This window comes from Pseudomonas rhodesiae (genome assembly GCF_007858255.1).
GTDB classification, from domain to species: domain Bacteria; phylum Pseudomonadota; class Gammaproteobacteria; order Pseudomonadales; family Pseudomonadaceae; genus Aquipseudomonas; species Aquipseudomonas rhodesiae.
The window spans coordinates 195,988-209,994 of sequence record NZ_VFEU01000003.1 but is presented as its reverse complement, the minus strand read 5'-3'; the positions used below and the strand labels follow the sequence as shown (position 1 = coordinate 209,994).

The following is a 14,007-nucleotide window of genomic DNA, read 5'->3' as shown; positions in this document are numbered from 1 at the left end:
CGATGGAGAAAACCGGATGATCAAGTCTCGCGCCGCCGTGGCCTTCGAAGCCAAGAAGCCCCTCGAAATCGTAGAAGTGGATGTCGCCATGCCCAAGGCCGGCGAAGTGCTGTTACGGGTGGTTGCCTCCGGCGTGTGCCATACCGACGCCTACACCCTCTCGGGCGCCGATCCGGAAGGGATCTTCCCGTCGATTCTCGGCCACGAAGGCGGTGCGGTGGTCGAAGCCATCGGTGAGGGCGTGACTTCCGTTGCGGTGGGCGACCATGTGATCCCGCTGTACACACCGGAATGTGGCCAGTGCAAATTCTGCCGCTCGGGCAAAACCAACCTGTGTCAGGCCATTCGCTCCACCCAGGGCAAAGGCTTGATGCCCGATGGCACAACGCGCTTTTCCTACAAAGGTCAGCCAATTTTCCATTACATGGGTACCTCGACGTTCTCCGAGTACACCGTGCTGCCGGAAATTTCCGTGGCCAAGATTCCCAAAGAAGCACCGTTGGAGAAGGTTTGCCTGCTCGGTTGCGGCGTGACCACCGGTATCGGTGCGGTGATCAACACCGCCAAGGTCAAGCCGGGTGACACTGTCGCCATCTTCGGCCTGGGCGGTATTGGTCTGTCGGCGGTGATCGGTGCGGTCAAGGCCAAGGCCGGACGTATCATCGCCATCGACATCAACCCGGCCAAGTTCGAAATCGCCAAGCAACTGGGCGCCACCGACTGCATCAACCCGAAAGACTACGATCGCCCGATTCAAGACGTGATCGTCGACCTGACCGATGGCGGCGTGGACTTTTCCTTCGAGTGCATCGGCAACGTGCAGCTGATGCGCGCGGCCCTTGAGTGCTGCCACAAAGGCTGGGGCGAGTCGGTGATCATCGGCGTTGCCGGTGCCGGCCAGGAAATTTCCACCCGTCCGTTCCAACTGGTCACCGGTCGCGTCTGGCGCGGTTCGGCGTTCGGCGGCGTACGCGGTCGCAGCGAATTGCCAAGCTACGTGGAGATGGCCCAGACCGGCGAAATCCCGCTGGATACGTTCATCACCCACACCATGGGCCTGGAAGACATCAACAAGGCGTTTGACCTGATGCATGAAGGCAAGAGCATTCGTACCGTCATTCACTTTTGAAGCAGCGGCGAGCGGCAAGCTGTCAGCAGCAAGTGGGTGTACGCCTTACTTGCCGTTTGAAGCTTGCTATTTGCAACTGGGAGCACTCCCATGACCCTGGAAAATATCTCCTGCCAGAAGAGTTTTGGCGGCTGGCACAAACGCTACAAACACAGTTCCCACGTGCTCGGTTGCGACATGACCTTCGCCGTCTACCTGCCGCCGCAAGCGGAGCAGGGCGGCAAGCTGCCGGTGCTGTACTGGCTGTCTGGCCTGACCTGCACCGATGAGAATTTCATGCAAAAGGCCGGCGCCCAGCGCATGGCCGCCGAACTTGGGTTGATCATCGTGGCCCCGGACACCAGCCCTCGCGGGCCCGGTGTGCCGGGTGACCCGGACAACGCCTGGGACTTCGGCCTTGGCGCCGGGTTCTACCTGAACGCCACCCAGGAACCTTGGGCCAAGCATTATCGGATGCATGACTATGTTGTGCAGGAATTGCCGGCATTGGTGGAGGCGCATTTCCCGGCGTCCGATAAGCGCGGCATCAGCGGCCACTCCATGGGCGGGCATGGCGCTTTGGTGTGTGCGTTGCGCAACCCGGGACGTTACCTGTCGGTGTCGGCATTTTCGCCGATCAGCAACCCCATGGACTGCCCATGGGGCCAGAAAGCGTTCTCCCGTTACCTGGGTGAAGAACGTTCAAAGTGGCGCGAGTGGGATGCCTGCGTGCTGATCAGTGAAGCCTCGCACAAGCTCCCGCTGCTGGTGGATCAGGGCGATCGCGACGATTTCCTTGCCGTGCAGCTCAAGCCCGAAGCCCTGCAGCAGGCAGCGAAAGCGGCCAACCATCCGCTGGAACTGCGGCTGCAACCTGGCTACGACCATAGCTACTTCTTTATCGCCAGCTTCATCGAAGATCATTTGCGACACCATGGTCGTGCTTTGCTCGGTTAATGTGAGGCAAAAGTAGGTAGAATCACGCCCTGAATTAAATCGGGGCGTTTTTTTATGCGTATTGGCCACGGCTACGATGTGCACCGTTTCGCTGAGGGCGATTTCATCACCTTGGGCGGCGTGCGCATTGCACACCACCATGGGTTGCTGGCTCATTCCGACGGCGACGTTGTGCTGCATGCCTTGAGCGATGCGTTGCTCGGCGCGGCGGCATTGGGTGATATCGGCAAGCATTTTCCAGACACCGACCCCACCTTCAAAGGTGCCGACAGCCGGGTGCTGCTGCGCCATGTGGTCGGCCTGATCCATGCAAAAGGCTGGAAGGTCGGTAATGTCGACAACACTATCGTGGCCCAGGCACCGAAAATGGCACCCCATATCGAATCCATGCGCGCGCTGATTGCCGCGGACCTGCAAATTGAATTGGATCAAGTCAACGTGAAAGCCACCACCACCGAAAAGCTCGGGTTTACCGGTCGTGAAGAGGGCATTGCGGTGCACTCCGTCGCCTTGTTGCTGCGCGCATGAGTGATCTGCAACTGCTGGGCCCGCGGGCCTATGGCGAGGCATTGGGCAGTGCTGTACTGAAAGCCACGGCCGAAGATTTCCAAGTGGACGAAGTGCTCGATATCCCGCTGACCGGCGAGGGTGAGCATCTGTGGCTGTGGGTGGAAAAGCGCGGCTTGAACACCGAAGAGGCAGCGCGGCGCATCGCCAAGGCCGCTGGCGTACCGTTGCGCACCGTCAGTTATGCCGGGCTCAAGGATCGCCAGGCACTGACCCGTCAGTGGTTTAGCGTGCAATTGCCCGGCAAGGCCGACCCGGACATGAGCGCCGCTGAAAACGACAGCCTCACTATCCTCAAAACCGCTCGGCATAAACGCAAGTTGCAGCGCGGCGCACATTCGGCCAACGGTTTCACCTTGCGCCTGACCCAATTGGTGGCCGATACCGCCGCGATTGACGCGCGCTTGCAACTGATTGCCCAGCATGGCATTCCCAATTATTTCGGCGCCCAGCGTTTTGGGCATAACGGTGGCAACGTCGTTGACGCGCGCGACTGGGCTGCGCGCAAAGCCTTGCCCGAGCAACGCAATGTGCGTTCTCGGCTGCTGTCCACCGCGCGCAGTTTTCTATTCAACAAGGTCCTGGCGGCGCGCGTGGCCGATGGCTCCTGGCAGCGCGCCCAGGTGGGCGACTTGCTGGCGTTTACCGACAGCCGCAGTTTTTTCCCGGCGGGCGAGGCCGAGTGCAACGACCCGCGCCTGGCGATCCTGGACTTGCACCCCACAGGGCCGCAATGGGGCGAAGGCAATTCGCCTGCCGCCGGCGCCACCTTCGAGCTGGAACAGGCGGTTGCCGCCAGCGAAGCCGACCTGCGTGATTGGCTGGTGAAGGCGGGCATGAGCCAGGAACGTCGTATTCTTCGACTGCCCATTGGCGGGTTGACGTGGCATTATCCCGGGCCTGACATTCTGCAATTGGAATTCGTCCTGCCGGCCGGATGCTTCGCCACTGTCTTGGTGCGCGAGCTTGTTGATCTGGTGCCGGTGGGGCAGACGGACAGCCCATGCGTATTCTGATATCAAACGATGACGGTGCCACCGCACCCGGCCTTGCCGCGCTCCATGCCGCGCTGCAGGATTATGCCGAGTGCATAGTGGTTGCCCCCGACCAGGACAAGAGCGGCGCCAGCAGTTCGCTGACGCTTGACCGTCCGCTGCATCCGCACGTTCTGCCCAATGGCTTTATCAGTGTGAACGGCACCCCCACCGACTGTGTACACCTGGCGATCAACAGCCTGTTGGAGCAGGAGCCGGACCTGGTGGTGTCGGGTATCAACCTCGGCGCCAATCTGGGCGATGATGTGTTGTATTCGGGCACCGTGGCCGCCGCCCTTGAAGGGCGCTTCCTGGGGCGCACCTCGTTTGCCTTCTCCTTTGCCTCGCGCCAGCTCGACAACCTGCCGACCGCCGCCCATTTCGCACGTTTGCTGGTCGAGGCCCACGGTTCCCTGGACCTGCCGCCGCGCACGGTACTGAACGTCAATGTCCCCAACTTGCCCCTCGACCATATTCGCGGTATCCAGCTTACGCGTCTGGGCCATCGCGCCCGCGCGGCGGCGCCGATGAAGGTGGTCGACCCGCGTGGCAAGGAGGGTTACTGGATCGCGGCCGCCGGTGACGCTGAAGATGGCGGCCCCGGCACCGACTTTCACGCGGTGATGCAAGGTTATGTGTCGATTACTCCGTTGCAACTCGATCGCACCTTCAGTGATGCCTTCGGTAGTCTCGATGGCTGGCTGGAGGGGCTGCGCTGATGGCTCGTGAACAAGACGATCTGCTGCGTCGCGGCATTGGGATGACCTCCCAGCGTACTCGCGAGCGCTTGATCCAGCGCCTGTACGAAGAGGGGCTTTCCAACGCCCAGGTGTTGGAAGTGATCCGGCGCACGCCGCGGCATCTGTTTGTCGATGAGGCCCTGGCCCATCGCGCCTATGAAGACACCGCGCTGCCCATCGGGCATAACCAGACGATTTCCCAGCCGTACATGGTTGCGCGCATGAGCGAGTTGCTGCTGGCGGCCGGGCCGCTGGACAAGGTGCTGGAGATCGGTACCGGTTCCGGCTACCAGACAGCCGTGCTGTCGCAGCTGGTGGAGCGGGTGTTTTCGGTGGAGCGTATCAAAGTGTTACAGGACCGCGCCAAGGAACGCCTGGTGGAGTTAAACCTGCGCAACGTGGTGTTCCGCTGGGGAGATGGTTGGGAAGGCTGGCCGGCGCTGGCACCGTATAACGGCATTATCGTTACCGCAGTGGCCACCGATGTACCGCAGGCATTGCTCGACCAACTGGCACCGGGCGGGCGCCTGGTCATTCCGGTCGGTTCCGGTGAAGTGCAGCAGCTGATGCTGATTGTTCGTGAGGACGAAGGCTTTTCACGACATGTACTGGGTGCCGTGCGCTTTGTGCCCTTGCTCAATGGCCCGCTGGCCTGATCAATTTGCGCGGCCAGTGAATTCTGTTGGCGCGGATGTGTCTTACGGCGGGGTCTATCAAGTCAACATGATGGGTGGCTACATTCCCCGCGCTTGAACCTCGGTTTCGCGCGGGAGCCAGTAAAACTTCAGCGCCCAGTTATACTTGCGTCATCTTTCAAGCCTGCTATGGGCGTTCATATTCAGTCACCACAAAGGGAGCGGCGGGTGAGTCTCACAGGTCTTGCGCAGCGTATGAGTAAAACAAGTTTTCAGCGACTGGTGCTTGGCCTTGTGTTCAGTTCCGTGTTGGTCGGCTGTTCAAGCTCGCCAAGCAGTGGCGCACGGGTCGTTGACCGTAACAAATCCGCCCCGCAAAAGCCGACGGTCACCACCGGGCAGTATGTGGTACGTAAGGGCGACACGTTATTCTCGATCGCATTCCGTTATGGCTGGGATTACAAAGCTCTCGCAGCTCGAAACAATATTCCTGTGCCCTATACGATACATCCGGGTCAGACGATTCGCTTCGATGGACGCACCGGCTCGGCCCCTACGGCGGTTGTGACAAGCACCGCATCCTCACCTTCGTCCTCCAGTAAAACCACCATCATCACGCGGCCTGCCGGTACTGCGGCCTCGACCCCGGCCAGCAAACCGACATCCACACCGGCGCCGCAACCCCCTGCCGGTCCTGCACCTAGCGGGTGGGGATGGCCCTCAAATGGAGTGTTAATTGGAAAATTCTCTTCAAACGGTAGTTTGAATAAAGGCATTGATATCGCCGGGGATTTGGGACAGCCTGTTTTAGCTGCGTCTGATGGGACAGTGGTGTACGCCGGGAGTGGTCTACGGGGTTACGGCGAACTGGTCATCATCAAACACAGCGATACCTACGTCAGTGCTTACGGTCATAACCGCAGGCTGTTGGTTCGGGAGGGGCAGCAGGTCAAAGTCGGACAGACAATTGCCGAAATGGGGTCAACTGGTACGGACCGGGTGAAACTGCACTTTGAGATTCGCCGTCAAGGGAAGCCTGTAGATCCACTGCAATTCCTACCCCGTCGTTGATGTGTTGCCAGCCTGTTCCTCGCGTAGAAGGAACAGGCTCCAGCGTTGCCAAGGATAAAGGCGTCGCTTGAGCTTGAGGTCGAACTCACCAAAGGACTATAACAATGGCTCTCAGTAAAGAAGCGCCGGAGTTTGACATCGACGATGAGGTTCTCCTTATGGAGAGCGGCATCGCTATGGAATCGATGTCGAATGAGGGACCTGCTACACCTTCAGTTCGAACCAAATCCAAGAACTCCTCCGCGTTAAAGCAACACAAATACATTGATTACACGCGGGCGCTCGACGCGACCCAGCTGTATCTCAATGAGATCGGTTTTTCTCCTTTGCTGACCCCCGAGGAAGAAGTCCATTTTGCGCGCTTGTCGCAAAAGGGCGATCCGGCTGGGCGCAAGCGCATGATTGAAAGCAACCTGCGCCTGGTGGTGAAAATCGCCCGACGCTATGTCAATCGTGGGTTGTCGCTGCTGGACCTGATCGAGGAGGGCAATCTGGGCCTGATCAGGGCAGTTGAAAAATTCGATCCTGAGCGGGGCTTCCGTTTTTCTACCTATGCTACTTGGTGGATTCGTCAGACCATCGAGCGGGCGATCATGAATCAGACCCGAACGATTCGCTTGCCGATCCATGTGGTCAAGGAACTCAATGTCTACCTGCGGGCCGCCCGTGAGCTGACGCAGAAGCTCGATCACGAACCTTCCCCTGAAGAGATCGCCAACCTGCTGGAGAAACCGGTAGGGGAGGTCAAGCGCATGCTTGGTCTCAATGAGCGGGTGTCTTCGGTCGATGTGTCGCTGGGGCCGGATTCGGATAAAACCCTGCTGGACACTTTGACGGATGATCGCCCGACGGATCCTTGTGAGCTGTTGCAGGACGATGATTTGTCTCAAAGCATCGACCAGTGGCTGTCTGAACTCACGGACAAGCAGCGTGAGGTGGTGATTCGCCGCTTCGGCCTGCGCGGTCATGAGAGCAGCACCTTGGAGGATGTGGGCCTGGAGATTGGGCTGACCCGTGAGCGGGTGCGTCAGATCCAGGTGGAAGGGCTCAAGCGCTTGCGTGAGATCCTGGAGAAGAATGGCCTGTCGAGCGAGTCGTTGTTTCAATAGCGGCGCAGTTTGAATGCCTGAATAGGGGAGGGGGCTTGCCCCCGATAGCGGTGTATCAGTCAAAGCAAGTGCCGACTGCTAAGCCGTCATCGGGGGCAAGCCCCCTCCCACATTTTTATCAGGCACCAGTGGGTGCGAATACCAAATCCCGGGCATAAAAAAACCCCGCTTTTAAGGGCGGGGTTTTTTCGACTAAGTCAGTACAAGTTAGATAACTTGAACTTCTTCAGCTTGCATGCCTTTCTGACCGCGGGTAGCGATGAAAGAAACCTGTTGGCCTTCTTTCAGGCTTTTGAAGCCGTCGGATTGGATAGCTTTGAAGTGAACGAACAGGTCGTCACCGGATTGTGGAGTGATGAAGCCGAAGCCTTTTTCATCGTTGAACCACTTAACGGTACCAGTTTGGCGATTAGACATGGTGTATCTCCTTGGACAAAGTTAACTGCGACTCAGGAAAAGCCCTGGCCGAGACTGAGTGCAAAGAGCAGGAAAAATTCTTGGAGATGGTTGGATCGAAATTCAACATATCGTGTAGAGATTCTCAGTGACACAAGCAGCACAGTGGCGCCACCTTAACCCTTTTTCCGGAACGTGCCAATGATATTTCCGAAGGTTTCTCCAATTTCGTGACTGGCGGTGGTATTTCCAGTCACCCGACCCAGTAGCGTGGGCCCTAGCCCCGCTGGCTGGAGCGTATGAAGAGGCCCGCTTTCGTCAAGAAAACCCCCACGCCCTTTGAACCCCAACGCCGGCACCGGTAAGATGCCCCACAGAATTTTTCCACCTCGCTATTCAGGACACCCGCCATGAGCATCAAATCGGACAAGTGGATTCGCCGCATGGCGCAAGAGCACGGCATGATCGAACCCTTCGTCGAGCGCCAGATGCGTGGCGAAGGCGCCGAACGCCTGATCTCCTATGGTGTTTCCAGCTATGGCTACGACGTACGTTGCGCCGATGAATTCAAGGTGTTCACCAACATCAATTCGGCAACCGTCGATCCGAAAAACTTCGATGAAAAGAGCTTCGTCGATATCAAGAGCGACGTATGCATCATCCCGCCGAACTCTTTCGCTCTGGCGCGCACAGTGGAGTTTTTCCGTATCCCTCGCGACGTGCTGACCATCTGCCTTGGTAAGAGCACCTACGCGCGCTGCGGCATCATCGTCAACGTGACCCCGCTTGAGCCTGAGTGGGAAGGCCACGTGACCCTGGAGTTCTCCAACACCACCACATTGCCGGCAAAAATCTACGCCAACGAAGGCGTGGCACAGATGCTGTTCCTGCAATCCGACGAGGCCTGTGAAGTGTCCTACAAGGACCGTGGCGGTAAGTATCAGGGTCAGCTTGGCGTCACCTTGCCGCGCGCTTGATCGAAAGCTCCTACACGTAAAGGGAATTAGTCTGAAGAAAGTGACTCTATTGGGTGTACTGCCCCGATACGTGTGAAGTGTGTCGGGCCACGCTTGAGGAGTACTTTATGAAGATCGACCCCCGAATCAGCGCAGAACTCGCACGGCTGGAGCCCAATCAGATTGGTGTTCTGGCCTGGTCCCTGATGGCCGACCCTGCCTATGCGGGCGGCATCCCCGGCCAACCTGGGCCGGATTATCCGCAGCCCGGTGAGCCCGGTGAGCCTACCCGGCCGGACGAGGCACCCCCCGTGCCCGTTGCCTGAAGCCTTTAGGGTTGGCCTGCATCATCTGACAGACCATACCTCCTGATCGCCAATCACCAGAATCCGGTGGTTGGCGTCCGGTTCCACCCTATAGCCCCCTGTAAACGCCCCGAACGCCGGTAGCAGGCTGACCCGCGGCCCGAGCTGAAAGCAGGGCAAGCGCAGGCTCTGGCGACCCTTGCCGCGCAAGCGATATACCGGATGCACATGACCTGCCAGTACATGGTGGCTGGGGTGAGCGTCCGGTTCGTGTTGCAAGGCAAACGGCCCCATCAGCAACGGTTCTGCTACCACGTCGATGCCGAGGTCGGCCGGCGGGTCACCCGCCCGCTTATCGTGATTGCCGCGAATCAACGTCATGGGCAGTTGGCGATGCTGGGCGCGCCACGCTCGCAGGGCGCTCAGCGTGCCGCTGGCATGGGAGCCGGGGCCGTGCAGGAAGTCGCCGAGGAAGATCACCTGCGCGCAGTCGAATGTCTGCAGCAGTCGGTCCAGTCGCGCCAGGTTGTCGGTGGTAGTGCCTTGGGGAACCGGTTGCCCCAGGCTGCGATAGGCCGACGCTTTGCCAAAATGCGCGTCGGCGATCAGCAGGCAGTGGCGCGCTGGCCAGTAGATAGCTTTCTCCGCCAGCAGCCATAACGTTTCGCCTTCAAGCTGCACTTCGCAATACATCAAGTTTTCCCGTTATCCGCGACTTTTTCCAAATCCTTGACCATCCGCGCGATGCGCTCCGAGAGTTTTTCCGAACTCATGCTTTCGCGCATCCGCTCCACCAGTAGCGGAAAAGCCAGGGGCGTGGGCCGTTCGATTACGTGCAGGTCCAGCGTCAGGGTGCAAAGATGCCCCAACGCCGCTTCCAGGCGGCGGATGTCCAACTCGTCTCGCAATACTTCCTCGCCGGCCTGGGCCAGCAATAGGTTGTGCGGGTCATATTGCTTGAACACTTCAAAGAACAAGCCGCTGGAAGCCTGCACCTGCCGGGTGCTTTTCGGCGCGCCGGGGTAACCGGCGAACACCAGCCCGGCGATACGGGCGATCTCGCGGAAGCGGCGCAGGGCCAGCTCACCGGCGTTCAAGCTGGCCGCCACATCCTCCAGCAGGTTATCCGGGCTCAGCAGCTCAGAATTCAACAGTGCCGGCCAATCCACATGTGTAGCGCTGAGCAGTTCCAAGCCGTAGTCGTTGACCGCAATGGAGAAGGTGACGGGTTGCCCCTGGCTGACGCGCCAGGCCAGCAAACTGGCCAGGCCCAGATGCACTTGGCGCCCCGCGAACGGGTAGAGGAACAGGTGCCAACCCTCCCGTGACTTCAGCGCTTCGGCCAACAAATGCTCGCGTGTCGGCAGGCCCGACCAGCGCAACTGGGTCTGTAGCAACGGCTGCACGGCGCGCATTTCCGGGCCGTCGAAGTGGCCATGGGCGGCAGCATCGAAACGTTCCACCACGGCCTGGGCCAGTTCGTTGGAAAGCGGCATGCGCCCGCCATTCCAGCGCGGTACGGCGGCCTTTTTGGCGTTGCTGCGGCGTACATAGGCAGTCATGTTTTCCACCCGCACCAGCTCTAGCAAACGCCCGGCAAACAAGAAGCCATCCCCAGGTTTGAGCCGGGCGATAAAGCCTTCCTCGACGCTGCCCAGGTTCTTGCCGCCGCCGCCCTTGCTCCAGAATTTCAGCTGAATGCTTGCATCGCTGACGATGGTGCCCACGCTCATGCGATGGCGCCTGGCCAAGCGTGCATCCGGTACACGCCAGATGCCGTGTTCGTCAGGCTCCACGCGGCGGTAGTCCGGATAGGCCGTCAGCGATAAGCCGCCGTGGCGCACAAAGCCCAGGGCCCAGGCCCAGTCGGCGTCAGTAAGGTCGCGATAGGCCCAGGCACCGCGCACTTCCTCCAGCAACGACGTGGGCATAAAGCCACCGCCCAAGGCCATGCTTACCAGATGCTGTACGAGTACATCCAAGGGTTTGTAGGGCGATTCGCGGGCTTCGATGCGTCGCTCGGCGATCGCGTCCTGGGCCGCCGCCGCTTCAATCAGTTCCAGGCTGTGAGTCGGCACCAGCGTCACTCGGGACGGCCGCCCCGGGGCATGGCCGGACCGCCCGGCACGCTGCATCAGGCGCGCCACGCCTTTAGCCGAGCCGATCTGCAACACTCGCTCGACCGGCAGAAAATCCACCCCCAGGTCCAGGCTGGAGGTGCACACCACCGCTTTGAGCTGCCCGTCTTTGAGCGCCCGTTCGACCCAATCACGGGTCTCGCGGGACAGCGAACCGTGGTGCAAAGCAATCAGCCCGGCCCAATCCGGCCGCGCATCAAGCAGGGCCTGGTACCAGATTTCCGACTGTGCGCGGGTGTTGGTGAACACCAGGCAACTGATGCTGGCATCCACCTCGGCCACCACCTGAGGCAGCATTTTCAATCCGATATGCCCAGCCCAGGGAAAGCGTTCGGACACTGGCGGCAGCAACGTGTCGACGTGCAGCGCCTTGGCCGTTTGCCCCTGCACATTGATCCCGCCGCCTTGTGGCACCAGTACTCCCAAGGCGTGGGATTGATTACCCAGCGTCGCGGAAATCCCCCACACCATTAAGTCAGGATGCCAACGGCGCAAGCGTGCCAAGGCCAGTTGCAACTGCACCCCGCGTTTGTTGCCGATCAGTTCGTGCCATTCATCCACGACCACCATGCGCACATGGGCCAGGCTGGCTTCGCTGTCGGCGCGGGCCAGCATCAGGGTCAGGCTTTCCGGGGTGGTGACCAGTGTGGTCGGCTGGCGACGGGTTTGTCGGGCGCGCTCGGCGCTACTGGTGTCGCCGGTGCGCAGGCCGACAGTCCACGGGATTTGCAACGCCGCCAGCGGCGCTTCCAAGGCGCGCGCGGTGTCGGCGGCGAGGGCGCGCATCGGCGTAATCCACAACACCGTCAGCGGCTCGGCCGGTGGCTTGCGTTTGCCGGTGGCCGGCGGTCGCGTAATGGCGAAGCGATTGAGCGCGGCAAACCACAGTGCGTAAGTCTTGCCGGCGCCGGTGCTGGCATGCAGCAAGCCGGAATTTCCCTCCTTGACCGCCGTCCACACGGCTTTTTGGAAGGCGAACGGTTTCCAGCCTTTGGCGGCGAACCATTGCCTGGCGAAGTCGTGGGGTTTTGCCATGCGATGGCTGACGCTCTGGAGGGCTTATTCCACAGACCCTCCAGGCGTCACAAAGGTTTACTTCAAATTACCGCTCAAGAACTGTTGCAGACGCTCGCTCTTGGGGCTGCCCAGCACGTCTTCCGGCGCGCCTTGCTCCTCCACCAAGCCTTTGTGCAGAAACAGCACCTGGCTGGACACTTTGCGCGCGAAGCTCATTTCATGGGTGACCATGATCATGGTGCGGCCTTCCTCGGCCAGGCCCTGGATCACCTTCAGCACTTCGCCCACCAGTTCCGGGTCGAGGGCCGAGGTGGGTTCGTCGAACAGCATCACCTCCGGTTCCATCGCCAATGCGCGGGCGATGGCGACACGTTGTTGTTGACCGCCGGAAAGAAACGCCGGGTATTGATCGGCCACGCGGGCCGGCAGGCCGACTTTGTCCAGGTAGCGGCGGGCGCGGTCTTCGGCGTCTTTTTTGCTGCAACCCAGCACCCGGCGTGGGGCCATGGTGATGTTCTCCAGCACGCTCATGTGGCTCCACAGGTTGAAGTGCTGGAACACCATCGCCAGCCGGGTGCGCAAGCGTTGCAGTTCGGCGTCGTCGGCCACGCGCATGCCGTGGCGGTCGCTGACCATGCGGATCGGCTGGCCGTCGAGGGTCATGGCGCCGTCGTTGGGGGTTTCCAGAAAGTTGATGCAGCGCAGGAAGGTGCTCTTGCCCGAGCCGCTGGCGCCGATCAGGCTGATCACGTCACCGGTCTTGGCCTTGAGCGAGACACCTTTGAGCACCTCATTGTCGCCATAGCTTTTATGCAGGCCTTCAACGGTCAATTTGTACATGGGGCGTGCATCCTCAAGGCGAAAGTAGATAGCCGCTGCGGTAGGCCTCGGTGCCTGCGACATGGCCGATGACCATCCCGGCAGTGGCCATGCGGCGCAGCGAACGGGCGTAAAGCAGGCCAGCCTTGCGGCAGTGCACGGGCGTTACGCGGTCGGAAATAGGGTCGATGATTTCGGCCAGCAATTGCCCGGCTTCCAGATATTCGCCGGGCAGGGCGGCGAACACCAGCAAGCCGCCCACTGGCGTGGCCACCGGTTCTACGCCTGCCAGTGGCGTGGCCGGGTAAGGCAGGTCGGGCAACGGCGAGGCCTGGCCGTTGATGGCACCGAAGCGGATCAAGTAATCGATGATCGCCTGGGCGTCGAGGCTGGCCAGGCCGTGGTTGACGTCGCCCTGGCCGCGCAGTTCGACGGTCACCGCGATGCTGCCCATGGGGATCGGAAACCGCGCGCCGAAGCGCTGCTGCAACTGCCACCACACCAGGGTGAAGCATTCGTCGAACGACTGTCCGCCCGAATCCGTAGCCAGCAGGTTGGCTTCCGAGCCCAGGTAACGTGCCAACGCCTCCACCTGCGGCCAGGCTTGCGGCGTGGTGTACAGGTGCGCCACAGCTTCGAAGTCGCAGTGCAGGTCCAGCACCAGGTCGGCATCGCACGCCAGGCGTTGCAACACCAGGCGCTGGGATTGCAACTGGGTCGCGGCGCCTTGGCCGGCCAGGGCGGAGAGCAGCGCGGCACGGATCACTTGCACGTTGTGCTGCGGATCGTCGCCAAGCAAGGCTTCGACCTGATTACCCACCTCATCACCGAGGTCGACAAACAGCCGATTGAAGTTCTGCCCGCTCTCCAGCTCGTAGCGGCCCAGCGGGGTGTCCATCAGCACCTGTTCCAGGCCCGCCGGGTTAGCGACCGGCACCAACACGAGTTCGCTGCGCAGGTGCCCGGCGGCGGCCAGCTCGGCCAGGCGCGCCTTTAAATGCCAGGCCACCAGCATGCCCGGCAACTCGTCGGCATGCAGCGACGCTTGGACGTAGACCTTGCCTTCGGCGTGTTCCGGGCCGAAGTGAAAACTGTGAATCTGCCGCGCCGTGCCGGGCAGCGGCGCGATCAGTTCGTGAATCCGATGACGCATGA

15 protein-coding genes are annotated in these 14,007 nt (G+C 60.7%); 10 read left to right on the top strand and 5 right to left on the bottom strand.

The window, feature by feature from the left end:
* The first annotated feature begins 16 nt into the window (after nucleotides 1-16).
* From FIV35_RS05700 to rpoS, 8 genes are all read left to right on the top strand, one after another.
* The gene (locus tag FIV35_RS05700; protein WP_034112177.1) at nucleotides 17-1,129 is read left to right on the top strand and encodes an S-(hydroxymethyl)glutathione dehydrogenase/class III alcohol dehydrogenase; all 1,113 of its coding nucleotides are present in this window, start codon (nucleotides 17-19) and stop codon (nucleotides 1,127-1,129) included.
* Nucleotides 1,130-1,219: 90 nt separating this feature from the next.
* A complete protein-coding gene (fghA, locus tag FIV35_RS05695) occupies nucleotides 1,220-2,065 on the top strand; it encodes an S-formylglutathione hydrolase (protein ID WP_034137251.1) in 846 nt (281 codons plus the stop codon).
* A gap of 54 nt (nucleotides 2,066-2,119) precedes the next feature.
* Nucleotides 2,120-2,593: a 2-C-methyl-D-erythritol 2,4-cyclodiphosphate synthase gene (ispF, locus tag FIV35_RS05690; protein ID WP_012722614.1), complete on the top strand. Its 474-nt coding sequence runs from the start codon at nucleotides 2,120-2,122 to the stop codon at nucleotides 2,591-2,593.
* Complete coding sequence (truD, locus tag FIV35_RS05685; protein ID WP_034137252.1) at nucleotides 2,590-3,648, top strand: tRNA pseudouridine(13) synthase TruD; 1,059 nt, start codon at nucleotides 2,590-2,592, stop codon at nucleotides 3,646-3,648. The genes ispF and truD overlap by 4 nt, the downstream gene beginning before the upstream one ends.
* Entirely contained in the window at nucleotides 3,636-4,385 is a 750-nt protein-coding gene (gene surE, locus FIV35_RS05680; protein ID WP_034096262.1) for a 5'/3'-nucleotidase SurE, read from the top strand. The genes truD and surE overlap by 13 nt, the downstream gene beginning before the upstream one ends.
* Before the next feature lie 41 nt (nucleotides 4,386-4,426).
* Entirely contained in the window at nucleotides 4,427-5,062 is a 636-nt protein-coding gene (locus FIV35_RS05675; RefSeq protein WP_169867554.1) for a protein-L-isoaspartate(D-aspartate) O-methyltransferase, read from the top strand.
* 207 nt (nucleotides 5,063-5,269) lie between these two features.
* Nucleotides 5,270-6,112, top strand: a complete 843-nt coding sequence (locus tag FIV35_RS05670) for a peptidoglycan DD-metalloendopeptidase family protein (RefSeq protein WP_034137253.1) — start codon at nucleotides 5,270-5,272, stop codon at nucleotides 6,110-6,112.
* A 104-nt stretch (nucleotides 6,113-6,216) separates the two neighbouring features.
* Nucleotides 6,217-7,221, top strand: coding sequence for an RNA polymerase sigma factor RpoS (gene rpoS / locus FIV35_RS05665; RefSeq protein WP_034096265.1), 1,005 nt, complete (start codon nucleotides 6,217-6,219; stop codon nucleotides 7,219-7,221).
* 207 nt (nucleotides 7,222-7,428) lie between these two features.
* Here the strand turns inward: rpoS and FIV35_RS05660 are convergent, their stop codons facing one another.
* Nucleotides 7,429-7,638: a cold-shock protein gene (locus FIV35_RS05660; RefSeq protein WP_002554837.1), complete on the bottom strand. Its 210-nt coding sequence runs from the start codon at nucleotides 7,636-7,638 to the stop codon at nucleotides 7,429-7,431.
* A 389-nt stretch (nucleotides 7,639-8,027) separates the two neighbouring features.
* Between FIV35_RS05660 and dcd the strand changes: the two genes are divergently transcribed.
* Together dcd and FIV35_RS05650 are read left to right on the top strand one after the other, a co-directional pair.
* Nucleotides 8,028-8,594: a dCTP deaminase gene (dcd, locus tag FIV35_RS05655; protein ID WP_034096266.1), complete on the top strand. Its 567-nt coding sequence runs from the start codon at nucleotides 8,028-8,030 to the stop codon at nucleotides 8,592-8,594.
* Nucleotides 8,595-8,701: 107 nt separating this feature from the next.
* Entirely contained in the window at nucleotides 8,702-8,899 is a 198-nt protein-coding gene (locus FIV35_RS05650; RefSeq protein WP_034137254.1) for a hypothetical protein, read from the top strand.
* 21 nt (nucleotides 8,900-8,920) lie between these two features.
* Here the strand turns inward: FIV35_RS05650 and pdeM are convergent, their stop codons facing one another.
* From pdeM to FIV35_RS05630, 4 genes are read right to left on the bottom strand one after another with little or no spacing between them, the layout of a single operon-like run.
* Nucleotides 8,921-9,571, bottom strand: a complete 651-nt coding sequence (gene pdeM, locus FIV35_RS05645; RefSeq protein ID WP_034137255.1) for a ligase-associated DNA damage response endonuclease PdeM — start codon at nucleotides 9,569-9,571, stop codon at nucleotides 8,921-8,923.
* The gene (locus FIV35_RS05640; RefSeq protein WP_034137256.1) at nucleotides 9,571-12,051 is read right to left on the bottom strand and encodes a ligase-associated DNA damage response DEXH box helicase; all 2,481 of its coding nucleotides are present in this window, start codon (nucleotides 12,049-12,051) and stop codon (nucleotides 9,571-9,573) included. Before FIV35_RS05640 ends, pdeM begins: the two co-directional genes overlap by 1 nt.
* A gap of 57 nt (nucleotides 12,052-12,108) precedes the next feature.
* Nucleotides 12,109-12,873 (bottom strand): ABC transporter ATP-binding protein, encoded by a 765-nt coding sequence (locus FIV35_RS05635; RefSeq protein ID WP_034137257.1) that lies wholly within the window; start codon nucleotides 12,871-12,873, stop codon nucleotides 12,109-12,111.
* A gap of 13 nt (nucleotides 12,874-12,886) precedes the next feature.
* A complete protein-coding gene (locus FIV35_RS05630) occupies nucleotides 12,887-14,005 on the bottom strand; it encodes a succinylglutamate desuccinylase/aspartoacylase family protein (protein WP_034137258.1) in 1,119 nt (372 codons plus the stop codon).
* Nucleotides 14,006-14,007: the final 2 nt, after the last annotated feature.